Origin of the sequence: Aliiglaciecola lipolytica E3 (assembly GCF_000314975.1) — a bacterium.
GTDB classification, from domain to species: domain Bacteria; phylum Pseudomonadota; class Gammaproteobacteria; order Enterobacterales; family Alteromonadaceae; genus Aliiglaciecola; species Aliiglaciecola lipolytica.
Window position 1 is genome coordinate 1 of the sequence record NZ_BAEN01000009.1, and the last position, 26,698, is coordinate 26,698.

At 39.0% G+C, this 26,698-nt stretch carries 26 protein-coding genes; 5 read left to right on the forward strand and 21 right to left on the reverse strand.

The window, feature by feature from the left end:
* Positions 1-30 precede the first annotated feature (30 nt).
* From pyrF to gyrA, 9 genes are all read right to left on the reverse strand, one after another.
* Positions 31-726: an orotidine-5'-phosphate decarboxylase gene (gene pyrF, locus GLIP_RS01075; RefSeq protein WP_008842688.1), complete on the reverse strand. Its 696-nt coding sequence runs from the start codon at positions 724-726 to the stop codon at positions 31-33.
* A gap of 7 nt (positions 727-733) precedes the next feature.
* Entirely contained in the window at positions 734-1,903 is a 1,170-nt protein-coding gene (lapB, locus tag GLIP_RS01080) for a lipopolysaccharide assembly protein LapB (RefSeq protein WP_040521588.1), read from the reverse strand.
* Between the two features lie 5 nt (positions 1,904-1,908).
* The gene (locus tag GLIP_RS01085) at positions 1,909-2,169 is read right to left on the reverse strand and encodes a lipopolysaccharide assembly protein LapA domain-containing protein (RefSeq protein ID WP_040521589.1); all 261 of its coding nucleotides are present in this window, start codon (positions 2,167-2,169) and stop codon (positions 1,909-1,911) included.
* Between the two features lie 182 nt (positions 2,170-2,351).
* On the reverse strand, positions 2,352-2,642 hold the full coding sequence (ihfB, locus tag GLIP_RS01090; protein WP_008842691.1) for an integration host factor subunit beta: 291 nt from the start codon (positions 2,640-2,642) through the stop codon (positions 2,352-2,354).
* Between the two features lie 81 nt (positions 2,643-2,723).
* On the reverse strand, positions 2,724-4,400 hold the full coding sequence (gene rpsA, locus GLIP_RS01095; protein ID WP_008842692.1) for a 30S ribosomal protein S1: 1,677 nt from the start codon (positions 4,398-4,400) through the stop codon (positions 2,724-2,726).
* A gap of 103 nt (positions 4,401-4,503) precedes the next feature.
* Positions 4,504-5,193, reverse strand: a complete 690-nt coding sequence (gene cmk, locus GLIP_RS01100) for a (d)CMP kinase (protein ID WP_008842693.1) — start codon at positions 5,191-5,193, stop codon at positions 4,504-4,506.
* 181 nt (positions 5,194-5,374) lie between these two features.
* On the reverse strand, positions 5,375-6,655 hold the full coding sequence (gene aroA, locus GLIP_RS01105) for a 3-phosphoshikimate 1-carboxyvinyltransferase (RefSeq protein WP_008842694.1): 1,281 nt from the start codon (positions 6,653-6,655) through the stop codon (positions 5,375-5,377).
* A 3-nt stretch (positions 6,656-6,658) separates the two neighbouring features.
* On the reverse strand, positions 6,659-7,744 hold the full coding sequence (serC, locus tag GLIP_RS01110) for a 3-phosphoserine/phosphohydroxythreonine transaminase (RefSeq protein WP_008842695.1): 1,086 nt from the start codon (positions 7,742-7,744) through the stop codon (positions 6,659-6,661).
* 79 nt (positions 7,745-7,823) lie between these two features.
* Positions 7,824-10,511 carry a DNA topoisomerase (ATP-hydrolyzing) subunit A gene (gene gyrA / locus GLIP_RS01115; protein ID WP_008842696.1) on the reverse strand — a complete coding sequence of 896 codons (2,688 nt, stop codon included), beginning with the start codon at positions 10,509-10,511 and terminating at the stop codon, positions 7,824-7,826.
* Between the two features lie 260 nt (positions 10,512-10,771).
* Between gyrA and ubiG the strand changes: the two genes are divergently transcribed.
* The 5 genes from ubiG (at position 10,772) to yfaE (ending at position 16,452) form a co-directional block, all read left to right on the forward strand.
* Positions 10,772-11,488, forward strand: a complete 717-nt coding sequence (gene ubiG, locus GLIP_RS01120) for a bifunctional 2-polyprenyl-6-hydroxyphenol methylase/3-demethylubiquinol 3-O-methyltransferase UbiG (RefSeq protein ID WP_008842697.1) — start codon at positions 10,772-10,774, stop codon at positions 11,486-11,488.
* On the forward strand, positions 11,488-12,174 hold the full coding sequence (locus tag GLIP_RS01125; protein ID WP_008842698.1) for an HAD family hydrolase: 687 nt from the start codon (positions 11,488-11,490) through the stop codon (positions 12,172-12,174). The genes ubiG and GLIP_RS01125 overlap by 1 nt, the downstream gene beginning before the upstream one ends.
* A gap of 486 nt (positions 12,175-12,660) precedes the next feature.
* Positions 12,661-14,982, forward strand: a complete 2,322-nt coding sequence (nrdA, locus tag GLIP_RS01130; protein WP_008842699.1) for a class 1a ribonucleoside-diphosphate reductase subunit alpha — start codon at positions 12,661-12,663, stop codon at positions 14,980-14,982.
* A 70-nt stretch (positions 14,983-15,052) separates the two neighbouring features.
* Entirely contained in the window at positions 15,053-16,183 is a 1,131-nt protein-coding gene (nrdB, locus tag GLIP_RS01135) for a class Ia ribonucleoside-diphosphate reductase subunit beta (protein ID WP_008842700.1), read from the forward strand.
* Complete coding sequence (gene yfaE, locus GLIP_RS01140) at positions 16,183-16,452, forward strand: class I ribonucleotide reductase maintenance protein YfaE (protein ID WP_008842701.1); 270 nt, start codon at positions 16,183-16,185, stop codon at positions 16,450-16,452. Before nrdB ends, yfaE begins: the two co-directional genes overlap by 1 nt.
* Before the next feature lie 13 nt (positions 16,453-16,465).
* On the opposite strand, the gene GLIP_RS01145 is transcribed toward yfaE, so the two are convergent.
* The 12 genes from GLIP_RS01145 to GLIP_RS01195 form a co-directional block, all read right to left on the reverse strand.
* A complete protein-coding gene (locus GLIP_RS01145) occupies positions 16,466-16,984 on the reverse strand; it encodes a hypothetical protein (protein ID WP_008842702.1) in 519 nt (172 codons plus the stop codon).
* Positions 16,985-17,014: 30 nt separating this feature from the next.
* On the reverse strand, positions 17,015-17,614 hold the full coding sequence (locus tag GLIP_RS01150) for a hypothetical protein (RefSeq protein ID WP_008842703.1): 600 nt from the start codon (positions 17,612-17,614) through the stop codon (positions 17,015-17,017).
* A gap of 129 nt (positions 17,615-17,743) precedes the next feature.
* Positions 17,744-18,688 carry an AEC family transporter gene (locus GLIP_RS01155; protein WP_008842704.1) on the reverse strand — a complete coding sequence of 315 codons (945 nt, stop codon included), beginning with the start codon at positions 18,686-18,688 and terminating at the stop codon, positions 17,744-17,746.
* A gap of 64 nt (positions 18,689-18,752) precedes the next feature.
* Positions 18,753-18,929 (reverse strand): hypothetical protein, encoded by a 177-nt coding sequence (locus tag GLIP_RS21850; RefSeq protein WP_153886237.1) that lies wholly within the window; start codon positions 18,927-18,929, stop codon positions 18,753-18,755.
* Positions 18,930-19,347: 418 nt separating this feature from the next.
* A complete protein-coding gene (locus GLIP_RS01165; RefSeq protein ID WP_008842706.1) occupies positions 19,348-20,226 on the reverse strand; it encodes an NAD(P)-dependent oxidoreductase in 879 nt (292 codons plus the stop codon).
* Between the two features lie 621 nt (positions 20,227-20,847).
* Entirely contained in the window at positions 20,848-21,303 is a 456-nt protein-coding gene (locus GLIP_RS01170; protein ID WP_008842708.1) for a hypothetical protein, read from the reverse strand.
* Positions 21,304-21,926: 623 nt separating this feature from the next.
* Positions 21,927-22,505 carry a porin family protein gene (locus GLIP_RS01175; protein ID WP_008842709.1) on the reverse strand — a complete coding sequence of 193 codons (579 nt, stop codon included), beginning with the start codon at positions 22,503-22,505 and terminating at the stop codon, positions 21,927-21,929.
* A gap of 377 nt (positions 22,506-22,882) precedes the next feature.
* A complete protein-coding gene (locus tag GLIP_RS01180; protein WP_040521591.1) occupies positions 22,883-23,308 on the reverse strand; it encodes a GFA family protein in 426 nt (141 codons plus the stop codon).
* Positions 23,309-23,458: 150 nt separating this feature from the next.
* The gene (locus tag GLIP_RS01185; RefSeq protein ID WP_008842711.1) at positions 23,459-23,803 is read right to left on the reverse strand and encodes a VOC family protein; all 345 of its coding nucleotides are present in this window, start codon (positions 23,801-23,803) and stop codon (positions 23,459-23,461) included.
* Positions 23,804-23,944: 141 nt separating this feature from the next.
* Entirely contained in the window at positions 23,945-24,415 is a 471-nt protein-coding gene (locus GLIP_RS01190) for a hypothetical protein (protein ID WP_008842712.1), read from the reverse strand.
* Positions 24,416-24,581: 166 nt separating this feature from the next.
* A complete protein-coding gene (locus tag GLIP_RS22105) occupies positions 24,582-24,722 on the reverse strand; it encodes a hypothetical protein (protein ID WP_008842713.1) in 141 nt (46 codons plus the stop codon).
* A gap of 192 nt (positions 24,723-24,914) precedes the next feature.
* Complete coding sequence (locus tag GLIP_RS01195) at positions 24,915-26,225, reverse strand: aminotransferase class V-fold PLP-dependent enzyme (RefSeq protein WP_008842714.1); 1,311 nt, start codon at positions 26,223-26,225, stop codon at positions 24,915-24,917.
* Positions 26,226-26,698 lie beyond the last annotated feature (473 nt).

The following is a 26,698-nucleotide window of genomic DNA, read 5'->3' on the forward strand; positions in this document are numbered from 1 at the left end:
TTAATGCAGCTTTTTTTATGAAAAATTAAACTATGCTATCGAAAGGTTTATATCTAGTAACGCTCGTAGAGGATCAGCGGCTTGGGTTATAGGTCGTCCAATAACCATATAATTAACCCCAGCTAGAATTGCTTGTGGAGGTGTCATAATTCTTTGTTGATCGCCTTTATCTGCGCCAATAGGACGGATACCTGGAGTAACTAATAGAAAATCTTTGTCGATTGAGCCACGCAAAATGGGGGCTTCCTGAGCTGAACACACTACCCCGTCTAAACCACAGTTTTTTGTCAATTTAGCTAGTCTTACAACTTGTTGTTCTGGTGAATCATCAATACCAATAGCGTTAAGTTGACTTTGTTCCATGCTAGTTAATACTGTAACCGCAATTAGCTTAGGCTGGTTTTCTCCTAGCTTCGCCAGTTGATTTTTAGCATTCTCCATCATTTTGGGACCGCCAGAAGCATGCACGTTCATCATCCAAACGCCCAAATCCGCAGCCGCCAAACAGGCTTTTCCTACAGTGTTGGGAATATCATGGAATTTTAAGTCTAAGAAAACATCAAAACCGCGTTTAACTAACTCTTTGACAAACTCTGGTCCAAAGTATGTAAACATTTCCTTGCCGACTTTCAATTTACACAAGTCGCTATCTAACTGACTTACTAAATTTAACGCTTTTGCGCGATTATCAAAATCTAACGCTACAATGACAGTGGAATCACTCATAGATCAATTATTCTCCATCTAACCCTTTAATTGGTTTTACAACACCCCATTTCTTGCATGATGGACACAGCCAATGTATTTGCCGCCCTGAAAACCCACAACTCAAACAGCGGTACTTGGGCCGCATTTTTATTTGCTCTTCAACCAAACCTTTTACCATAGTCAGGCTTTGACGAGTTTTCTCATCGACTTCATCTTCGATAAAGAAGCCCATTAAGGTTCTAAAACCTTTCATTGTTGGTGTTTTTTGTAATTGTTCGAATAACACAGTTTCGGCGGTTTCAGTACTTTCTTTTTTAGCCAGTAATTTTACTTTCGCTAGATATGAGGTTGCGCATTGTTGCCAATAAAGATCTAAAACCGCTTCAAGTTGATCATCATTTTTCAGTTCTTTGGCACACAGTTCTAATTTAGGAACCGCTTCACTAAACCAAGATATATCTCTTTTAGGTACTTCTTTTAAGAAATCAAACGCTTCTTGATATTCAGCCTGTTGAATGGCTAAATCACCTAAAATGAGCCAAGGACGTACCCCATGTTCATAGGCTGCAATTGACTTTTGCAATGACTTTTCCGCTTCTTCATATTCTTCGTTTTTAATGCGTTTGAGCGCTTGTTCACAATAAAAATGCGAAATACGGACACAAAGTTCATCAGTATCACCATGACATTCCATCATGCGTTCGCCCAACTCTATCGCCCTATCCCACTCTTTGGTAGTTTGATAAATACTGAATAATTGTTGTTGAGCATCTAAAAAGTGTTTATCACTATCTAATAGTTCAAGAAAAGCATTTTCAGCACGCTCCAGAAAGCCTGCCATCATATAATCTTTACCGAGCTCTCGAAGGGCTTGTCTGTTCTGAGTTTCAGACAATTCCTGTTTGCTGACTAAATTTTGATGTACTCGAATAGCGCGATCCAATTCGCCACGATGACGGAAGAAATTGCCCATGGCGATGTGTGTTTCAACCGTATCGCTATCAAGGCTCATCATTTTCATTAGCGTATCAACCGCTTTATCTGGTTGATCTGACAATAAAAAGTTTAATCCCTTAAAGTAATGACGTGACAGGATACTGGATTGTTTACGTTGTGCTTGGCGCACACTGTTGCGGCCCATGACATATCCATAGCCTGCTGCAACCGGTAAAAGAAGGAACAATAATTCAAGCATTCAGATTAACTACTTGCAATGTCGGTAGTACGTTGTTGTTTCTTCAATCGATTAATACGCCATTTTAATCGCAACCAAATTAACGTAAAAATTAAAGAGCTAAGTAATACGCCTGATGCAAAAAAAGCCATTAACAATATTGATAGGCGCATTTCCATAGAACTTAGCAAATAATCAAACATCACGGCTTGATCATTCTTTGCACCTAACAGTGATGCAACAAGCATGATAATTATGAAAATCACGACAATCAGAAAAATTCTCAAGTAAAACCTCAAATGTTTGTGGGGAAAGTTTTAAGCTCAGACAAGGTAATCATACCTTAAAATGTCACTTTCACTTTCGCTAAAATGCGAAACAAGCCTTATATTACAAAACTATACACCTGTTTGTCACCCAAACAAAAACGGCACTCTTAAAAGAGTGCCGTTTTTTATAATAAATAAGCTTAATGTGTTAGACCTTCATTCACACGTTCACGCAATTCTTTGCCTGGTTTGAAGTGAGGAACGTACTTTCCATCCAATTTGACCGTTTCTCCAGTTTTTGGATTACGACCGACACGGGGAGCACGAAAATGCAAAGAGAAACTACCAAAGCCACGTATTTCTATGCGGTCACCCTTTTGCAGAGTTTGCGCCATTTGCTCTAGCATTTCTTTAATTGCAGACTCAACATCCTTAGCAGGAATGTGACGAGCTTTATCGGCAAGCCTTTCAATAAGTTCAGATTTTGTCATGTGAAATCTCCATTAATCAAAAACACTCTACCGTTGAGACTAACAAATCAGGCACTTAGTTCAAGTGCCTGAACATTAGTTTTATTCTTCGCCTTTAGCAGCTTTGAATGCTTCAGCCATCGCGTTAGCAAATCCAGCATCATCTTGTTGCTGGTTAACTTTGTCGATTGCTTCTTTCTCGTCTGCTTGGTCTTTCGCTTTAACTGACAAGTTAACGATACGGTTCTTACGATCTACGCCCATAAATTTGGCTTCAAGATCGTCACCAACGTTAACAACTTCAGAAGCATCTTCTAGACGTTCTACGGTCAAATCACCGACGCGAACGTAACCATCTACTTCTTCTGCCAAGTTAACCGTCACACCTTTAGCGTCTACAGCGGTAACCTTACCAGTAACAATAACACCTTTCTTGTTATCTGTCAGATACTTATTGAACGGATCTTCTTCAATTTGCTTAACGCCTAAAGAAATACGCTCACGCTCTGGGTCGACTTGTAGTACAACTGCAGAGATTTCATCGCCTTTCTTGTATTCACGAACTGCGTCTTCGCCAGTCTTGTTCCAAGAAATATCAGACAAGTGAACTAGACCATCGATGCCGCCATCAAGTCCAATGAAGATACCGAAGTCAGTGATAGATTTGATCTTACCGCTAACTTTATCGTTCTTCTCATGAGACTTAGCGAACTCTTCCCAAGGATTAGCTTTACATTGCTTAAGACCTAGAGAAATACGACGACGCTCTTCATCAATTTCAAGTACCATCACTTCCACTACGTCACCAAGGTTAACAACCTTAGATGGGTGGATGTTTTTGTTAGTCCAATCCATTTCAGAAACGTGAACCAATCCTTCAACACCGTCTTCGATTTCAACGAAACAACCGTAGTCAGTAAGGTTAGTAACCGCACCAGATAATTTAGAACCTTCAGGGTAACGGTTAGCAATTTCTTGCCAAGGATCGCTGCCCATTTGCTTCATACCAAGAGAAACACGAGACTTCTCTTTGTCGAACTTCAATACTTTAACGTTGATTTCGTCACCAACATTAACAATTTCACTTGGGTGCTTAACGCGCTTCCAAGCCATGTCTGTGATGTGAAGTAGACCGTCTACACCGCCTAGGTCAACGAATGCACCGTAGTCAGTAAGGTTCTTAACGATACCTTTAACTTCATGGCCTTCTTCAAGGTTAGCAAGTATTTGATCACGTTCAGCACTGCTTTCAGCTTCGATAACAGCACGACGAGAAACAACAACGTTGTTACGCTTAGCGTCTAACTTGATAACTTTAAATTCTAATTCTTTACCTTCAAGGTGAGTTGTGTCGCGAACTGGGCGAACATCAACCAATGAACCAGGCAAGAATGCACGCACTGTGTTCACTTCAACAGTAAAGCCGCCTTTAACTTTGCCATTGATAACACCAATAATGGTTTCTTTTTCTTCGTAAGCTTTTTCTAGTTCAACCCAAGCTTCATGACGCTTAGCTTTCTCTCTAGAAAGGATAGTCTCACCAAAACCGTCTTCAACCGCGTCTAGTGCAACATCTACTGTGTCACCAATAGCAACTTCAATTACGCCTTCAGCGTTTTTGAATTGCTCAACGGGAATTGCGCTTTCAGATTTAAGACCTGCATCAACAAGAACAATGTCTTTGTCTATTGATACGATAGTACCTTTAACGATGGCACCAGGACGTGTTTCAAGTTCTTTTAAACTTTCTTCAAATAAATCAGCAAAATTTTCAGTCATAGCTTACTTTAATAGTTACTTTTAAGTGTATCCACGAAAAATCCAATTAACGCGGGGTTGTTATTCATAACCAGATTAATCCATTATCTGGCGGGTCTAGCAATTAAAGAGCGCATTGGACACTAAGTTTTGAACCAACGAATTCTTTAACCTTTTCAAGTACTTGCTCAACATTTAAGTGTGTCGAATCAAGCACTAATGCGTCATCTGCTGGGACTAATGGTGCAACACTTCTGTTTGCATCCCGTTCGTCTCTAGCTTTGATGTCGCTCAAAAGGCGCGCAATATTAACATCATGGCCTTTGTCTTTCAACTGATTGTAGCGGCGTTGCGCTCTTTCATCCGCACTTGCAGTGAGAAATATTTTTGCCTCGGCATTTGGAAATACGACTGTTCCCATGTCACGACCATCCGCGACTAACCCAGGCTCTTCTCTAAATGCCCTCTGTCGTCTAAGTAACGCTTCTCTTATCCGCGGTAAAGATGCGACTTTTGAAGCTATACTGCCGACTTCTTCGGTGCGTATTTCGTAAGTTACATCTTCACCTTCAAGAATAATTTTGCTGCCTTTTTCAGACGTAATGAAACTGACGTCCAAACTACTTGCTAACGGCAACAAGGCATCTTCATCATCGGGTTCTATTTGATGGTGGATAGCTGCTATCGCTAAAACGCGATAAATTGCACCACTATCAAGAAAATTCCAGCCCAATGATTTTGCTAATAACGCGCTCAATGTTCCTTTTCCTGCACCGCTCGGACCATCGATTGTGATGACTGGTGATACTTGCATGTGCTCTCCTGAGCTGTGTTAAAAATCGGGCGGAATTATACGCTTTAACCAAAGTTAAGCAATGCAGACGGTCTAATAAGTAGGTAATACACTGAAAATGTTAAATATTTTAACAATTCTAAACAACAAGAGACTACCTGGGCAGTCTCTTATTAATAGGTAACTTGACTAAATTGTGCGTTTATTCGCTAATACTAGCGAACCGTTCAAAATAGTCTGGGAAGGTTTTTGCTGTGCAACCCGGATCATTAATCACCACAGCAGTATCACTTAGTGCTACCAAAGAGAAACACATTGCAACACGATGGTCATTATAGGTATCTATTGCAGCTTCTTTAAGTTGAGAAGGTGGAGTCACCTCAATAAAATCATGGCCTTCATTCACATCTGCGCCTAATTTCCGAAGTTCTGTAGCCATAGCAGCTAAACGATCCGTTTCTTTAACTCGCCAGTTGTAAATGTTAGTCATTTTAGTCGTGCCAGTTGCAAAAAGCGCAGTTGTCGCGATCGTCATTGCGGCATCAGGTATATGATTCATGTCCATATCAATTGCACGTAATGGTGCACCTGTCACTTCGATAAAATCATCTCCCCATGTGACTTTCGCTCCCATGGCTTCAAGTACGTCTGCAAACTTAATGTCGCCTTGAATACTTTTTGCGCCAACGCCCGTCACTTTGACCACACCGCCTTTAATTGCACCGGCTGCTAAAAAATATGAAGCAGAAGATGCATCACCTTCAACCAAAAATGTACCAGGTGATTGATACGTTTGGTTACCTACAATTTTGAAGCGCTGATAATCTTGGTTTTCAACGTCAATGCCAAATTTAGCCATCGTATCCAAGGTAATATCAATATAAGGTTTCGATACCAACTCGCCGACAATTTCAATTTCGCTGTCAGATGAAAATAATGGTGCTGCCATCAATACTGCGGTTAAAAACTGACTAGATACACTTCCATCTACTTGAATTTTACCGCCACTAAGTGACTTACCTTTGATATGCAAAGGTGGATAACCATTGCTTTTTAAATAGTCTATATCAGCACCCACTTGACTCAATGCGTCAACTAAAGCACCGATGGGACGCTCTTCCATACGTGGTTCACCAGTTAACACATATTCTCCATGTGAAGCTGCTAAAGCTGCACATAAAGGACGCATTGCCGTACCTGCATTACCTAAAAACAATTCGATGTTTCCATCGGTATTGAAAACCCCGTTATTACCAATAACAGTACACTGAGTTTTGTCTTCACTGAGTTGATACGATACGCCCAACAACGTTAGTGCTTCCAACATATGTCGAATGTCATCGCTGTCGAGCAAATTTGTAAGAGTGGTGGTTCCGTTTGCCAACGCAGCGAGCAATAACGCACGGTTTGATAAACTTTTGGAACCCGGCACATTCACTGTACCTTGTACTCTATGAATAGGCTCAAGTCTTAATTGTTGCATCTATTAACCGTTCCTTTTGGCAAAATCATTCATAAATTCAATTAACGCCTTTACCCCTTCAATAGGCATAGCGTTGTAAATACTGGCACGCATACCACCCACAATTCTATGTCCTTTTAGCGCTTTTAATCCGGCAGCTTCGGATTCTTTGAGGAATAACGCATCTAGTTCTGGATTGGCTAGATGAAAAGGAACGTTCATGCGAGAGCGGTTTTGCAAAGCAACACGGTTAGCATAAAAATCATTGTTATCGATAGCATTGTAAAGCAAGTCAGATTTTGCCTGATTGCGTTTTTCGACTTCAGCAACACCACCTAAATCTAGTAACCACTCAAACACTAAACCAGCAAGATACCAAGCAAATGTAGGTGGAGTATTATACATAGAGTCATGTTTTGCGATGATGCCATAATTTAAAATCGAGGGCGTTTCTACACGCGCTTTATCCAGCATACTGTTATGTACAATCACTACTGATAATCCGGATGGCCCGATATTCTTTTGTGCCCCGCCGTAGATTACTGCAAATTTACTTACATCAATCGTTCTAGACAAAATGTTTGAAGACATATCTGCCACAATTGGCACACCATTAGTGTCAGGCACGGTATTGATTTCAATGCCTTCTACCGTTTCATTAGGGCAATAATGAAAATAGCTGGCCTTGTCATTTAGTTTCCAATTTTGCTGTGCCTGAACTTGGGTAATACCATCTACCACTTCGACACCACCAACCACATCGGCTTGTAAATAATTCTGAGCTTCACTTACTGCGCCTTTTGACCACGAGCCAGTAACTAAATGATCAGCATGATCACCTGCTGCGGACAAATTCAACGGTACAGCCGAAAATTGTCCTCTGCCGCCACCATGAGTAAACAAAATTTGATAATCATCAGGAACGGCTAACAATTTGCGCAAATTATGGGTAGCACGTTCAGCTACTTCGATAAACGCTTTGCTGCGATGGCTCATTTCCATCACAGAACAACCTTGACCTTGCCAGTTAATAAACTCTTGTTGAGCGCGCAACATAACATCAGTAGGTAGCATTGCAGGACCTGCACTGAAATTATAAGTAACTGTCATAATATGACTTTCTCCCGAAAAAAAACGAGCGGAATAAGCCACTCGTTTTAAGTTAGATTAAAAACTCGCGTTTAATTAGTTATTCAGATGCGTCAGAATCTGGTTGCTCAGCGTCGTCAGTAATTTCAGCTTGATCAGCTGCAACTGCTTCCTCCCCTTCGATTAACTCCATATCTTCCGCTTCTATTTCTTCAATTTTTTGCAAGCCAACAACATGTTCATCAGCACCTGTACGGATAAGTCGAACACCTTGGGTATTTCTGCCTACAGTTGACACTTCATCAACACGGGTTCGCACCAATGTTCCTTGATCACTGATTAGCATAATTTCTTGGCCGTCAAACACTTGCACAGCTCCAACCACAGCACCATTGCGTTCAGAAACCTTTATAGATACAACGCCTTGCGTCGCTCGGCTCTTAGCTGGATAGTCTGCGATAGGCGTACGCTTACCAAAACCGTTTTCGGTAGCAGTTAATATTGCCCCGTCAGCTTTTGGCACAATTAGCGACACCACTTTCTGTCCATCTTGCAAGCGAATACCACGTACACCAGTTGCCGTTCTACCCATTGGACGAAGGGCTAATAGCTCTTCTCCTGTCTCTGGGTCACGTTTCACTTCACCGGTTTCTGAGTCTCGTTGTTTCTCGTTGAAACGTACAACTTTACCCGCATCAGAGAACAACATGATGTCACTTTCGCCGTCGGTAATATCAACACCAATTAACTCATCACCTTCATTAAGGTTAACAGCGATAATTCCGTTAGAACGAGGACGTGAATACTGGACCAGTTCAGTCTTTTTCACTGTGCCATTGGCTGTCGCCATTAACACGTATTTACCTTCTTCAAATTCCTGAATAGGCAAGATCGCGGTAATACGTTCATTTTCTTCTAAAGGTAGAATATTTACGATTGGGCGACCACGAGCGTTGCGGCTAGCATAAGGTAATTGATAGACCTTTAACCAATATAAACGGCCACGGGTTGAGAAGCACAAAATATGGTCATGGGTATTAGCGACCAATAACTTCTCAATGAAATCTTCATTTTTCATCTTAGTCGCTGATTTACCCTTACCACCACGACGTTGCGCTTCGTAATCAGAAAGTTTCTGATACTTCACGTAGCCCTCGCGAGACAAGGTTACAACAACGTCTTCGCGCTCGATAAGATCTTCCATATCGATATCATGAGTAGCTGCGGTAATTTCAGTGCGTCGCGCATCACCATACTCGTCACGAATTTTTTCTAACTCTTCTCTGATCACTTCCATCAGACGTTCTGAACTAGACAAAATAAGCAATAGCTCAGCAATAATATCTAGCAGCTCTTTATATTCCGCTAAGATTTTATCGTGTTCTAAGCCAGTAAGCTTATGTAAACGCAAATCCAAAATGGCCTGAGCTTGTTGCTCAGTTAAGAAGTATTTGCCTTCAGAAATACCGTATTGTGGCTCAAGCCAATCAGGTCGTGCTGCATCATCACCCGCACGGGCTAGCATTTCAGCTACGTCACCTAATGCCCAACCACGCGCTACTAGCGACGCTTTTGCATCACTTGGGCTTTGAGATGCTTTAATTAATGCGATGATTTCATCGATGTTAACCAAAGCAATAGCTAAGCCTTCAAGTATATGGGCTCGGTCGCGGGCTTTTTTAAGTTCAAAAACAGTACGGCGAGTTACCACTTCTCGGCGATGCAAGACAAACGCTTCAAGAATATCTTTTAGATTAAATACACGCGGTTGGTTGTTGTCCAACGCAACCATGTTAATCCCAAACACAGTTTGTAGTTGGGTTTGTGCATATAAATGGTTTAGCAATACTTCTGCCGATTCGTTGCGTTTAACTTCAACGACAATACGCATACCGTCTTTATCAGATTCGTCACGTAAAGCAGAAATACCTTCAATTTTCTTTTCTTTAACCAGCTCAGCAATTTTTTCAATTAAGCGTGCTTTGTTAACCTGATAAGGTATTTCATGCACGATAATCGTTTCTTTGCCATTTTCTTCGGTTTCGATCTCAGCGCGTGCGCGCATGTAGATCTTACCGCGACCGGTGCGATAAGCATCATCGATACCTTTTCGACCACTAATAAGAGCAGCAGTAGGGAAATCCGGACCAGGAATATGCTGCATGATTTCTTCTACAGTCATATCTGGATTATCAATTAATGCAATACAGCCATTCACAACTTCAGTTAAGTTGTGCGGTGGAATATTGGTTGCCATGCCGACAGCGATACCAGAGGAGCCATTTACCAATAAATTTGGTACACGCGTTGGTAAAACGTCAGGAATGTGCTCAGTACCGTCATAGTTAGGTACAAAATCAACAGTTTCTTTTTCTAAGTCAGCCAAAAGTTCATGGGCAATTTTCGCCATTCTCACTTCGGTATAACGCATAGCCGCAGCTGAATCGCCATCAACCGAACCAAAGTTACCCTGGCCATCGACCAACATATAACGTAACGAAAATGGTTGCGCCATACGAACAATTGTATCGTAAACAGCGGTATCACCGTGGGGGTGATATTTACCAATTACATCACCTACAACACGAGCTGATTTTTTATATGGTTTATTATAATCGTTTTTTAACTCATTCATGGCGAACAATACGCGGCGGTGAACGGGTTTTAAACCATCTCTCACATCCGGTAGAGCACGTCCAACAATGACACTCATTGCATAATCAAGGTAAGAATTTTTAAGTTCTTCCTCTATATTAATGGGGAGGATTTCGTTGGCATTGTCTGTCATATACAGCCTTGTCCCTAAATTATTATCTGAATCTACTGTTTAACTGTTTTTATATCAGTTTTAAAAGCTCGACTTCTCTTATAGTGGGTTCTATAAATCGACTGTGGATTCTATCACCGAGGAAACAAAATAAATAGCCGTGATTAGCTCATATAGTGTGCAATCAAACAATTTTTTAGCATATCTTCGAGTATAAAGGTCTGGTTATCTAAATTAATGGCGGCATATAATAGCGTTCAAGACGAGAAAAGGAATAATCAATGACCGAACAAAATGTAGATGCGGCCGAAATTGAAAAGTTTTCAGCGTTGGCTTCAAGATGGTGGGATTTACAAGGGGAATTTAAACCTTTACATGAAATCAATCCACTTAGAGCGGACTATATTCAGCAACGAGCAAACGGCGTATTTGACAAATCGGTGATTGATGTGGGGTGCGGCGGAGGAATTTTGTCAGAATACTTAGCCAAACAAGGTGCACATGTAACGGGTATAGACATGGCCGCAGATTCACTAGAAGTTGCGCGATTACACGGTTTGGAGTCGGGTGTTAAAGTAAATTATCAGCAAATCACAGCCGAAGAGATGGCCTTAGAGCATGCCAAGCAGTTCGACATAGTAACCTGTTTAGAAATGTTAGAGCACGTACCGGACCCCGCCTCCATTGTACGAGCATGCGCGACTATGGCTAAACCCGGTGGACATGTATTTTTTTCTACCTTAAATCGCAACTTAAAATCGTATCTCATGGCCATTGTTGGCGCTGAAAAAATCTTAAATTTAGTTCCTAAAGGCACACATCAATATGAGAAGTTTATTCAACCTGCAGAATTATTAAAATGCATAGACTCCACTGAATTATTAACAAAACATATGATTGGCTTACATATGAATCCATTCTCTAAACAGTTTTACTTGTCTGAACAAAATGTCGATGTTAATTATCTAGTGCATTGCCAGAAAAGTGAACAATCATAATGACGCTGAATTCAAACTTATTTAATCATAAATACGAAGGAATATTGTTTGATTTAGATGGCACCTTATTAGACACAGCTTCTGATCTCGGCAACGCCCTAAATCATGTTTTAAATCAGCATAAACGAAAAGCGTGTGAATATGATGCATATCGATGTGTTGCATCAGACGGAGCGCTCGGACTTTTAAAATTAGGTTTCGGCGAAGACTTTGCGAATTTATCCAAAACAGAAGTTGAAACCTGTAGACAAATGTTGCTCGATCATTACCAACAAAACGTATGTGTCGACACAACATTATTCGAAGGTGTTGAGGAACTGCTAGAGGATTTAAATCAACAACAAATTCCTTGGGGTATTGTCACCAACAAACCAAGCTTTCTGACCGAAGCTTTATTAACAAATTTTCCAATAATGTCTTATAGCGGATGCGTAATAAGTGGTGATACATACATAAAACGTAAACCCCACCCACTTCCTTTATTAGAAGCGGCAAAAGCGCTTAAGGTGAAGCCTGAAAATACATTATATGTAGGAGATGCTTTACGCGATATAGAAGCAGCTAACAATGCCAATATGGTAAGTGTTGCTGCCTTATATGGTTACATTAACGATCCAAAAGAAGTGCAAGAATGGAAAGCGGATTATAGTGTTGAGCGATTTTCACAAATTTATGAAATAAACTGACCTATTATTCAGCTTAATTATAGCTAATCCGATTTCTATTTCTTGAAGATAGTAAGCATAAAGAATACCAGATATAGGGATATTGATTAAATTTAACACTATATATCGTGATATTCTAAAAACATCTTAAAACCTTTAAAAATATTTTATCGCTTAAAAATTTTCAAAAATATACTTGCATTCAGCATAACTCGTGATTGATTACCGCTATTAAGTTAGTCAACACTAACCTACCAATTGGTTAGTTTTTTTTGCTGATTAAACCACCATATATTGGGTTGCAAACATAGCAAAACACCTCTATCTTGTGATCGTCACATTTTTTCCAACTATTAAAAAAATAAACACAGTGATCAGGGCAATTCCCATAACTCGCTGTTTGAAATGTGACCAGTTTTTATAACTAACTATTTAAAACAATAATGTGTTCGTTAAATACGTTTTTCAGAACATGCGGCGCTAATTATTTATACGGCAATCAAAAACATGACTAACTCTCTAAATGTCACGAAACGCGATGGTGAACGTGAAGTCCTTGATCTGGACAAAATCCACAAAGTGATAACCTGGGCTGCTAAAGGCCTAAAAGATGTTTCTGTTTCTCAAGTAGAAATCAAAGCCCACATCCAGTTCTATGACGGTATTAAAACCGAAGATATTCATGAAACATTAATTAAATCTGCTGCTGACTTAATTTCAACAGATACACCAGATTATCAATATTTAGCTGCACGTTTAGCCGTATTCCACCTACGTAAAAAAGCATACGGGCAGTTTGAGCCGCCGGCGTTACTTGATCATGTGAAAAACATGGTTGCAAAAGGTAAATACGACAAACATATTTTAGAAGATTATTCAGAACAAGAACTCCATGAGTTAGATCAATATATTGATCACTGGCGTGATATGAATTTCAGTTATGCCGCGGTAAAACAGTTAGAAGGTAAATATCTGGTTCAGAACCGCGTTTCAGGTGAAATTTATGAAAGTGCACAGTTTTTATATATTTTAGTGGCTGCCTGTTTGTTTGCGAATTACCCCAAAGATACTCGTTTAGATTACGTTAAACGTTTTTATGATGCCGCATCACAATTTAAGTTGTCTTTGCCCACACCAATTATGTCTGGTGTAAGAACCCCTACTCGTCAATTCAGTTCTTGCGTTTTAATCGAAGCTGGAGATAGCTTAGATTCAATTAATGCTACTGCCAGTGCTATCGTTAAGTACGTTAGTCAACGTGCTGGTATTGGTGTTAATGCAGGCCGCATTCGTGCACAAGGTAGCGAAATTCGCGGTGGTGAAGCCTATCATACCGGTTGTATTCCATTTTATAAGTACTTCCAAACCGCCGTTAAAAGCTGTTCACAAGGCGGCGTTCGTGGTGGCGCAGCCACCCTCTTCTATCCTGTTTGGCACTTAGAAGTTGAATCATTATTAGTACTTAAGAACAACCGAGGTGTTGAAGAGAATCGAGTTAGACATCTAGATTATGGTGTGCAATTTAACAAATTAATGTACACCAGAATGATTAAGGATCAGCACATTACGTTATTCAGTCCTTCTGACGTACCTGGCCTTTACGATGCGTTTTTTGCCGATCAAGACGAGTTTGAAGCGCTTTATGTTAAGTATGAGCAAGATGAATCTATTCGCAAAAAGAAAATTAGAGCGGTTGAGTTATTCAGTTTGTTCATGCAAGAACGCGCCAGCACTGGCCGAATTTATCTACAAAACGTCGATCATTGTAATACGCATAGTCCTTTCGATCCTAAAGTTGCACCGGTAAGACAAAGTAACTTGTGTTTAGAAATTGCTCTGCCAACCAAACCTTTGCAACATATTAATGATGAAAACGGTGAAATTGCTTTATGTACCCTTTCAGCATTTAACCTAGGCGCGATTGAAAGTTTAGATGACTTTGAAGAAATGGCTGACTTAGCCGTACGTGCTTTAGACAGTTTATTAGATTATCAAGACTACCCAGTGCCTGCTGCTTACCATGCTTCTATCGGTAGAAGAACGCTGGGCATTGGCGTCATTAACTTTGCTTATTACCTAGCTAAGAACGGCAAAAAATATTCTGATGGCAGTGGTAACGCACTAATTCACAGAACCTTTGAAGCGATGCAATATTATTTGTTGAAAGCGTCAAATAACTTGGCCAAAGAAAAAGGTGCCTGTCCTAAATTCAATGAAACAACCTATTCACAAGGTGTGTTGCCCATTGATACATATAAAAAAGATTTGGACAAAGTATGTAATGAACCACTGCATTATGACTGGGAAACATTGCGTAAAGATATCGTCGAACACGGCTTACGTAACAGTACTTTGTCAGCCTTAATGCCGTCTGAAACCTCATCGCAAATCTCTAATGCGACCAATGGTATAGAGCCACCACGTGGACATATCAGTGTGAAATCATCTAAAGATGGCGTTCTTAAGCAAGTGGTTCCTGAATATGATCGATTAAAAGAGCAATACGAATTGCTTTGGGATATCAAATCAAATGACGGTTACCTTGAATTGTGCGCCATTATGCAAAAATTCATTGACCAAACTATTTCGGCAAATACCAGTTATGATCCTGGTAAATACGAAGGTGGAAAAGTGCCGATGAAATTGTTGTTAAAAGATTTATTAACAACTTACAAGTTAGGTATTAAAACCTTGTATTACCACAATACCCGAGATGGAGCTTCAGACACTTCTCAATTAGAACTGAAAAAAGAAGAAGCAAAACCATTGGCCCAAGAAGTTGTGCTTGAAGAAGACGACGATTGTGCCGGCGGTGCTTGTAAAATATAAAAAAACAAAACAAGTTTGGCGGGGTTTTAGGACACCGCCAGTGTTAAACTTCACAGAGTACTGATGGTAAATGAAATACACAACTTTTAATCAAACACCTACAAACCCTTTGTTAGAGCCGATGTTTTTTGGTAATCCCGTTAACGTAGCCCGTTACGATCAACAAAAACACAGTATTTTTGAGAAGTTAATAGAAAAGCAAATCAGCTTTTTCTGGCGCCCTGAAGAAGTGGACGTCAGTAAAGATAGAGTTGATTTTCAATCTTTGAGCGAGTCAGAAAAACACATTTTCATTTCTAACCTAAAGTACCAAACGCTACTCGATTCAGTTCAAGGAAGAAGCCCCAATATTGCATTCTTGCCTATAATTTCATTACCCGAACTAGAAACATGGACTGAAACCTGGTCTTTCTTTGAAACTATCCATTCCCGTTCTTACACACATATTTTACGTAATTTATTTACTGAGCCTAGCGCAATCTTTGATGACATTGTTGTGAACGAGCAGATTAAACAGCGCGCCGGAGATATTTCAAAATACTATGATGATCTAATTTTTTATACGCAACTTTGGCAAACCCAAGGCGAAGGTGTTCATACGGTAGATGGTATTGCTCACACTGTTAACATGCGTGAATTAAAGAAAAAACTGTATCTATGCATGAATTCAGTCAATGCATTGGAAGCGATTCGTTTTTACGTTTCTTTTGCTTGTACTTTTGCTTTCGCTGAACGTGAATTAATGGAAGGTAACTCTAAAATCATTCGCTTAATTGCACGTGATGAAAACCTGCATTTAACCTCGACACAGCATATCCTCAATCTTTGGCAAAAAGGCAAAGATGATCCAGAAATGGCTGAAATCGCAGAAGAATTAAAAGACGAAGCAAAAGCCATATTTATGCAAGCTGTTGAACAAGAAAAGCAATGGGCTGGATATTTGTTTGCACAAGGTTCAATGATTGGGTTAAACGAAGAAATTCTATGCCAATATGTTGAATATATTGCGAATCACCGCATGTCTGCAATTGGTATGGGGCAACCATTCGATGTAACAAGCAACCCGTTACCGTGGATGAACAATTACCTTAACTCCGACAACGTTCAGGTAGCACCGCAAGAATCAGAAATAAGCTCTTACTTGGTAGGTCAAATTGATGCTGAAGTAAGTGCCAGTGACTTCGACGATTTCGATCTTTAATGTCCGAAAAAAAGCCTTTCGTGATCACACTAGAAAGTGATCACGAACCAATTCACACAGATCCTTCAGACACCATTTTAGAAAGTTTAGAAAAGCATCAAATCGAAGTGCATTATCATTGTCGGGAAGGGTTTTGTGGTGCGTGTAGAAGTAAACTCATTTGTGGAGAAATCGATTATACAACCGATCCTTTAGCTTATATTGACGATGATGAATTTTTACCTTGTTGCTCCGTTGCGTTAGGCGACATTAAAATAAAGTTAGTCTAATCAAACAAGCAAACTACTGGCCGAATTCACAAGCTCCATCAAACCCAACTTTCGACTTTTCTAACAAGGTCATAACACCGTTTTCCAACTGATAATAATATGTATAAGCCCATTCAGGAATGATGTCACCATAATCACTTAATCGTGGATTAACGATTAATAGCTCGCTGTCAGATTGATGACAAAGACCTATAGTAGAGTCAATAGAATCGACTATTTTGCCACTATTAACATCGACAATGATATTTAGCTGGCAAGCAGTCCCACAGCCAATTCCCATTACAAAATAATGTCCAGCAAAGTTAGCTGGTTCTCCAATCACAATATCTTGCATGCCTTGCCATTTTTGAAGAACAAAAACGCCGTCTGGATGACTATCAAAATCAATAGTTTGAAGCGTGATGTTGGCTTGGCTAGCTATCGGAAAGTCCTCAAAACTTGGAAGATTGCTGCTTGAAAAGGCACTAAAACTAATAAAAGACCAGCCCAATAACTTGAGATTTAGAAATAAGCGGGAATTCTTCAATATCATTTTTAATGCCTTACTTTTTATCTAATTGAATTAATTGTTGTCATTTTCTTCTAAGGTGCGTTTAGACAGTTCCTCTGCACTTTTATTCTTCCATACAGGCCAATATTCATCATACTTTTGCTGAACACTGCGTTTGTTACTTTCAAACCATGCCTTTGACTTATCAGTATTTTCAACAAGTTTAGTTGCACTTACCCATTTTTCGAAATCCTTAGAATTGAGTTGAAACTCTGCACTTGGATCATTTTTAATCGGCCACAATGAAAATCTTGCTTTCCATGCTCCCATTCTTGGAGTGGCGATACTAAAGTAATTTTTGCCCGAATCTAAATTCGCCTCCATGAAGTCGGCGGCTTCTGAAACAACCATGAATACACGCTTGCCGGGCTCAGTTTCATATGGAATTTTAGTGTCATTAGCAATTATGCCAATAAACTGAATCTCACCATCTGTCACATCGTATAATGATGCATTGATTGCAGCACCAAAAAAGCTGGAGCGCATAAACACCACTTGAGCCATATCGCTTTGCGGCTGTTGCAATGTTTGAGTAGCAGAAACTTGCATGGGGTTTGAAGCACACCCAGCGAACAAAACAACTGAAACTAGTAATAATAACCTATAAAACATTTCATCAATCCTTATAAAGGCTTTGTTCGCTTATACATATTTAGTTTTATCGAACTTAGGCCTAATTAAAATTCAAATTACCATTAAAGAGCATGGCAAATCGGATTCTAGGCTAGTTCTTAAAAATAGCTAGATCAATTCATATACTTTAAGCACAAAAATACCCAGTGTAGTAGTAAGCATTGATACCACACTGGTGACTGCAATAATCGCAGCGGCTAAATAATGGTTTCCGTGCATTGCTTGTACCATAGGATAACTTGCTGCAGCAGTAGGAGATGCACACATGAGATATAACACACCAAGTTGTTCGCCTCTAAAGCCCATTAAAATGCCGCCCACTGTAATCACCAACGGCAAAAATATTAACTTCATTGCCGATGACCAATACAACACCTTAGACGAATGAAACTCCTTTATACGAATTGACGCCCCGGCGCATAAAAGTGCTAGCGGTAATGTCATACCAGCAAAATATTCTCCCGTATGAAGTGCAATTTTCGGAATAGGTATGTTCAATAACGACACTAACACGCCTAACACAATAGCAATGATCAATGGGTTTTTAACTATATTAAGTAATATACTCCCTACCCCATTTTTCCCGCTTATATTTAAATGACGAGAAAGAGTGACAACCGATAACACGTTATACAATATGGTAATTACCGCTAAGTATATCGAAGCAACTCCTAACGCTCTCTCACCATATGCACTGAATACAAATGCTAAACTAATGATCCCCATATTGCTTCTAAAAGCGCCTTGCACAAATACGCCTTTGTCTGCTTTGGCTGATATGAATCGTGTTGCAAACACGTCCAACAATATGAATAGCAATAAAGTTGCAAAAAACGCATAGATTACTAGGGTTGTAGGAAGTCCGTGGGTAAAATCTGTGGTTGATAATTTAGTAAAGAGTAAACAAGGTAACGTAACTTTAAATACGAGTGCAGACCCCATTTTGGCAAATTCATCATTAACCCAGCCAATGCGCTTAAATAAAAATCCAAGCCCAATGATAAAAAATATCGGCGTAGTGATTTGCAACGAGAAATTAAGGTCTGAAAGCAATATAGTTCCTAATTGTCGTTCTAAAAATAAAACAACGGGATGGTTTAAATTAATAGAGTTAAGGCTAATTTATCTGTGATTGTGCAACTCTACCAACATCATCTATTTCAATTACACAACGGTATAATCCAAAAGTTAACATATTGTCTAACACAATACGTTCTCCAGAGGGTGTTTCTTGAATAATATACGTGGACAATTCTGCGGTATTTAATTGAGTAATGACACTGGTCTTACTCACCCCTTTCGTGAAGTTTCCGCATAAAAATATAACTTCTTTACGTGCTTCATTAAAAAATATAACAAAGATAACCAACAGCAATATCAAGATTGAATATAGCGCGCCTTGCAATCTTCTTTTAGTTGTTTTGAAAATAATAATGACTCCTTACTACTGAGAAATTTAATCTCAATATTATCCAAGTTAATACAATTTCAAGTAAATCAAACTATCCATTTAGTTTACGATTAAGCGCATTTTCCTACAATACGTTACCCACATTTTTATTAGAAAAATCAGTTATATTTAACCGGCTAAGTCATAAACTTCTCACACATAAAAAAAGACACTTTACATAGTAAAGTGTCTTTAAAATTTGGTTTGAGCTAGCTTTTAGGTTAAATAAAACCACTGCGATAGCACATCGAACCGAATTAAATTACTTTTCCAATTTTAGGAAGTAATCAAAAATTTCTGGAACGTTACCGTTACCCATGCCTTCATCAAAAGCAGCTTGCAAGTTATGCGACGTACCTTCAGCGATTTCTGCACGTGTACCTAAGTCTTTAACCATTTCGAGGAAATAACCAAGGTCTTTGTTTGCATTAGCGATAGAGAAACCTAAATCACTTACACCATCAACCGCATAATTTTTACAAAATTGCATAAACGGAGAATTAGACGGTCCGGTAGACATAATATCGAACAATTGTTGACGGTCAACGCCAGCACGGTCGGCAACTGCGAACGCTTGAGACATTGTACAAACCGTTGTCATTCCCATGAAGTTATTAATTAGTTTGGTTGTATGACCTGCACCAAGAGCACCCAAATAGAAGATGTTTTCACCTTGTTGATCAAGAATAGGCTTCACTTTATCAAACGTTTCTTTATCGCCTGCCGCCATGATATTCAACAATCCGTCTTTAGCATGAGCAGGTGTACGACCTAGAGGAGCATCTATCATACCAGCGCCTTTCTTGGCTAAATCTGCACCAATTTTACGTGTCGAAGCTGGAATTGAAGTACCGAAGTCAATTAAAACAGCACCTTCTTTAATTCCTGCAAGAATACCGTCTTCACCGTAAACAACTTTCTCGACAATCGCTGAGGTGGTAAGAGCAAGCATAATAATATCACTAGCAGCAGCTAATTCTTTAGCAGAAGACGCTTCTTTACCACCACGCGCTACAACCGCCGCTACAGCATCTTTATTAAGATCCATTACAATTGGCTCAAAGCCTTTCTTTTGTAAATTTTCTACCATGTTGCCGCCCATCAAGCCTAAGCCGATGAAGCCAATTACGGGTTTTGTCATATCTAACTCCTGAAAAGTTGGTGTGGTTCACAGGGTATAAAGAGTATACACCTGATTCTGTTTAAGCAAATGTGATGACGTTAAATTTTCACAAGGTTTGTATTACTTAATAGGTGATATTTAAGTGATATTAGTATCAAATAGATGTTAATTCATCTAACCAAAACGAATGGTTACACATACCATTTTCGTTAATAGCCCTGTAAAAAAGCCTATCAGCCTGTTATAGCCAATTTTGATACACCGCTTTACACACCAATCATAAAAAAACATCGATTATAAACGTAATGTCATTACCAATTTATCATACCATTATCGTAAAACAAAAATCAGATGTTATTACCAAAATATGCAATGGTCTAACCAGTTGGGTGATATATTCTGATTTTGAAAAGCTTGAATGACATTAAAAAAACGTAGCTTATAGGGATGTTTTTATAAAATTAAGAAGGGATTTAACTAAAATATTGTATATATTGTTCGTTTACAATTTACGATCCTAAACGATATTCTCTACAACGAAAACTACTGCCTCCCTTCCCTATTTCAAAACTAATGAGCATTATTAAAAACCATCGCAGTTTAAATTTTTAGCGTTTTCTTATAAAGTTTAGACACCTGTTAACTAATAACACCTAGCTTTTTCAGCCACAATTCAGCTTGTTCAAAGCTTTCACAAAACATTGTTTCAACATTTGTTAACACTCTGTGGCTTTTTTCCATCACACCTTTTTGGATTGCCGAACGGAAAATTACGACCTCATACTTTTGATTGTGTTCATTTCCCCATTCATTTAATTGATCTATGCAATCGGATGCTTCAGGTGTAAATAACTCCCATTCAGTGAGATCAAGCAAACAAGCCCAGGGTTTACCATTGAATTGAATGACGAGCTCTTTATAAGCTTTAGCACAACTTAATGCGGTTTCGTAATTCCAAGCGCCAATGGCTTTAACTATAAGTGCTTGGTCTTTGGTATAAATTTCAAATGAACCATGGGATTGCATATCATAACCATCAAACAATACATGTAAATTAAGCTGCCCAATAATACTTACTGCACTTTGAATAGCCATCGAAAGCAAAAAACCTAGAAACCGCTGAATAAATTAGCATCGTTGATTAACTAATCATTATTAGTCAAAAATGCTATTGCATCGACATCAAACAGATCGCTCTTTGTCATAAAAATTGGTTTAAAACAACGTGCCGAGATCTTTCGGGTTTGTAACCTATACACAATGACTGTTACAAAAAGCCAAAGTGTAAACGATTAACCCATACTATAATTGGCAAACCAATTCTTTGTCCAATTGGTGATAACAAAAACTGGATCATCAACTAATGAACTTGGTTTAGACTCCAGCACGAATAAAATTTCAATGCTTTGAAAACGTGACTATATATGTCAAAACTCGAGCCTAAACAAGAGGCATCGTACAATTCTGAGACGGTCAAGTGGAAATATGAGGTAGGTGAACAACATAGTGAATGTTTGCTGTATTCTAAAATGTATTATCCAATTAAATACAATTAGCTGCTTTAGATTAATAACTGTAACAAAACGACCGGCGCACTCTGTTTCATATGCTTTACTATGGCATCTAATTCGATTACAAATCACCATCAGACTAATGAAAAGACTATAAAAAATAGACAGTCATCAGCTACCTAGCTGATGACTTCTTGTAGATAAAAATTAGAAACGGAACTCAAAACCAACACTGGCTTGTTTAAAGTCAGTCTCAAAGTTTTCATCATCCACATCGTCGAATTCTAAGCTAGTGTCATAAACACTATAAGTCGCATTTAACACAAAATTTGGCGTCAACGTAAAGGCCACTCCGCCTCCAACAAACACACTCTCATCATCGATTTCTCGAGTTGCTCCCAATGCACTATAGTCAGTTTCCGACCATAATTGCCCTACTTTTAAGAATAGCGAGAACGCGTCATTAAGAGGCAAACTACCTTTTATAGCGGCTGTATAGCCATTGGTATCGGCATTCGCTAAATCGCTACCATATTCACCAAAATCAATGTAACTCCCCTCTAAAGCGAAATATTGATTGAAACGATAACCGACAATCCCTTCAAAGGCATCTTTATCATCATCAAAGTCATCATCACCTTCGACACGTAAATAACCGTAATTACCGCCCAAATAAAACCCATCTTGGTTGAGGCTGCTGCCGGTATTACTTTGAGCAGACGTATTGAAAGACGTTATAAGTGCAAGTGCTGTAAGACTAGAAAGAATTTTAGTTTTGTGCTTCATTTCAATTTCCTCGTAGTAAATTTAATCAAGCTGCCGCAGCAGTGTTTAATTCAACTAACGAAGAGCAAAGCCCATGCCTAAAGCTTAAAATGAATACAATTCCAGCAAAATTGGCTAGGAAATGGGAATAGGTGTATAAATAACAGGCAATTAATTAATCTTTGACATATTAAGCAAAGCCACGATAGTTGCTCATGTCATTCAAATTTTCATGGGTTATGTAATTTTTACAAGGCCATTTGCCTAGGTATCTAAAAGAACAAACGCACACAAATTATCACAAACACCATAATCGATAATGTTATTTTGATACACTTGAACGACTCGCACGATAATTAAAAGAGCCATGTAACATTTGATAAATGATTGCGCTGCGTTTATGAATTACCTTCATTTTCAAAGTGGGCAAATACCTCCGCACCGGTCATATTTTGCGTTTCATTGCCAAAAAAATAATAATCAGGCTTTTCGTCAATAAAAATCTGATGGCTAAATTTAAATTGTAATTCACTATCTAATAAGCCTACCGGAAAATGATATTGTTCTGCGGGTACTAAATAATAAAAAAGGCTAGTTCCACACTTATTACAGAACCCCCTTTGCGCCCATTCAGATGAAGAATAGCGAGTTATGAAAGATTCGCCCGTGATATTTTTTAACATGCCATTATCTATAGCCAGCATTGGCCCACCCAGCCACTTTCGGCACATACTACAATGACATGCAGCCATTTCGGGTTCGGAATTGGACAGTTCGATATCAAATTTCACAGATCCGCACAGACAGCTTGCACTAGTTTCCATAATCTATTTCTCCTACATTAATGCGTTAAAGATTAATTCATCAAGACACTTACTCTTTACCGATAAGTAAATGTGAATGTTTTAAGGTGAAGTATAGCCACAGTACTGTTATTTGGTTCGGTTTTGGCTAATCTGTTAAACGTTCAGCAATCAGAGTTGCCAAAGACCATGCTCAATAGACCCTAGAATATAAATTGCAAATGTTCCTTTCCCTGGGATTTCCATTGGCGGCATGGCTATGCTTGCCCCCTCATCCTCAACTTTTGCTACAGCGTGTTCGATATCATCGACTAGCCAATATGGACGAACCACCGGCTCTTCATTATCCCGTAGAGGTCCCCTCACTCCAACAATCGATCCGTCAGGCAAGGTGCAAGTTCTCGCCCCACCTAACAATGCATCTGGTTCGTTAAAATTAACAGAATGAGTATTAGCATATACATTACACACAGCATTAATATCATGAGAAACAATTTCTAAATAATGAACTTTCATAAATACTCCATCATGTTATTTCAATTTCAACTATTTCCACTTCGAAAAATGCCGAGTTTTCTATGTGTTTCGAAACGGTAATCCATAGGCTCATGCCCACCCGCAAGTTACTAGAATTTATCAACAGCAAAAAAGCTTTATTTATTTAAACGTTCTATCGTAATAGTTCTGGATAAACTCAACCGCTTCCTGTTTAGTAAAATCAGCTTCTGAAAACTCTACATCACTGTTTTTTAGTTCATTGAGTACTTCTTTAAGCACGTCAGCCCCAACGTAACCAAGTGAAACCGCGCACTGTGTATCAAATGATTCGTGTTTGCCAATCAAATAGTCTTCAATATACTTACTAAGGGACTGTGTTAATAACAACGCTCCAAGGGCTGCAAGGTTCTGAGAGGATCCCAATATTTCTCGGCAGTATATCGCTTCAGCTCTAAACAAATCTTTGATGAGGAGGTCGGGCGCTTTAACACCTTCTTTAAATACGCTTTTGCAGATCTGATCTCTGAAATGATAATTTAAATCTTTCCCTTCTTTACCATTTGCTGAAAACATTATTCTATTTACATCTGACTGCGAATAATTTTTTATGAAGGTAAATAAATCTTCCATCTAAACTTCCTAGACATTCCTCTTAACACCTTGAGATTTTAAGCGTGCTCTTTCAATGCGTAAAAACGTCTTATATTGTGCGTTTTCGTTACTCTTGAAATGCATGACGGCTACAGCAATAAATTATTAAGCTGCAACTTCCTTAATCAATATCTTTTGATGAAATTCACTGGGATTTAAAGTCTTTATCTATAACCTCTAATTCTTTGAGCTTTTTTTCTAATTTATCCACTCGTCTCAATGCGACCACTCCAAAAACAAATCCCATTAGTCCAAAGGTAAACCCTGTCATTCCAAATGAGTCCATAAAAATTTCCTTTTAATTAATTTGTAGTCGTAATGCGAATACATTCTATACACAATTCCTCACTTTAAAAATGCTAGTATCAGCATTTTCTTGAGTTAAGCAAACGCTGCCTTAGAACTATACATAACCATAATTAAAATGAATCTAGTCCTACAGTTATATGAGCTTTTTCTAACCTAACGATAAGTCTTTCTACGCCATCGCCCTAATTTCAGCTAAAGCTGTTTCAATTTCCTGTTCATTGTTAAGTAACGAAGGCGCAAATCGAGCGTAAATTGTACGATAAGGGGTGCTACTCATTATGATGCCTTTTTTGTGCATTCTTTTTACTACCGTTTCAGGATCGATTCCTTCTACATCAAAACACACCAAACCCGATGACAGCGCGCTACTTTGAGGTGTATATAGGGTAACGTGAGACATTTTGGCTAAACCACTTTTGGTTTGTTGATTTAATTGATGGATGCGCTTCTCCACGTTTTCTTTGCCTAATTGGAGATGTAATTTAAAGGCTTCGGGTAATGCCCAGCGGTGTTCAAAAGAGTGGAAACCTCCTGGTGACATGTGTTCACCGACAGGCACTTGCTCAGGACTAGCACGCCCCATCCACACATCATATGAAGCACTAAAGCTGGGAATAACTGCTTCAGTTTGCGCCCAGGCTTTGTCGTTTCCCCAAATGACACCCGTTCCTCTTGGACCAAAAATCCATTTATGAGTACCCGCTATAAAAAAATCACAACCAAGCTCACTAACATCTTGATTTTCGATCCCAAATCCATGTACGCCATCCACGCAAAATAAGATTTGTTGAGCCGACTTACGTGATTTGTTGATGCGCTCGATTTCATTTGCCATTTCTCGTATAGGTAATTTAACGCCGGTTGACGAATGGACCCAAGTCGCTGCAAAAACACGTGTATCACGGTTTATCGCTCCTTTTAAACGAGCAATAACGTCCTCAACACTGACATTTACAGGATCGTCATAAAGGGCAATACGCCGGATCTTCACGCCGCTTCGATTTGCTCTGTGAGCCAATGACATATCCGTTGAATAATGGTCATGAACTGTTTGTAAAATTTCATCACCGGCTTGTAGCTTTAATCCACTGTAAACCATGCCAAGCCCCATAGTGGTACTGTCGGTTAGGGCGATATTTTCCCCTTTTCCTCCCATGTATTGAGCCGCACTATTTGAAATGTCACTATCAATTGTTAAAAAGTTCTCGTGCCAGTAATCAGAAGGGTTTTCATCAAATGCGCGTCGATGTTTTTCTATGGCATCGGCAACTGGTTTGGGATGGGATGCCAACAAAAAAGTCGATAATTGTATGTAATCGTGAGTCAGTGGAAACAGTTTTCGCAAGCCTTTCCAATCACCAGCGCGAACGGTTGACACGCCCACATCAGTGCTTGATGATTGTGCTAGAACAGCACTTGGGGCTAATAAACTTGCACCAATTCCAAAACCTAAACTATTTAAAAATTCCCGACGTTGCATTTCTATCTCCGTTTAATTTAGTTCAAAAATATTTTCGACCATGAAATTTAGATAAACGAAAGCAACAGGTTGTTTTAACTACACTCACAACTAATATCGTTGATCAACCTTGTATAAAGGGAAGATAAGTATAGTCCAATTTTTATAATTGTATCAGCGTGATAATTAGGGAATAAATGTTTGTTGTTAAAACAATATGAAGTGGGCTTGTGTCGAGAGAATAGTAGCAAGAGATATCGATCTTACATTAGTCCCCTAACCTCTTGTAGAACAAGAACGTGAATTGGTTTCTAGTGTTCCTCAATTATTGCACCTGTTATACTGACTTGAGTTCTGACTAACTCTCTGATCAAAACCAAACTTGCCAAAGCTCCTGTTTTTAGATAATCACTCACTTGAAATGCCGTTCTCCAACTTATGAAACGTGAGGCACTTTACAGAACTTCCCCGTTCGGTCCATAACAAATTGTATT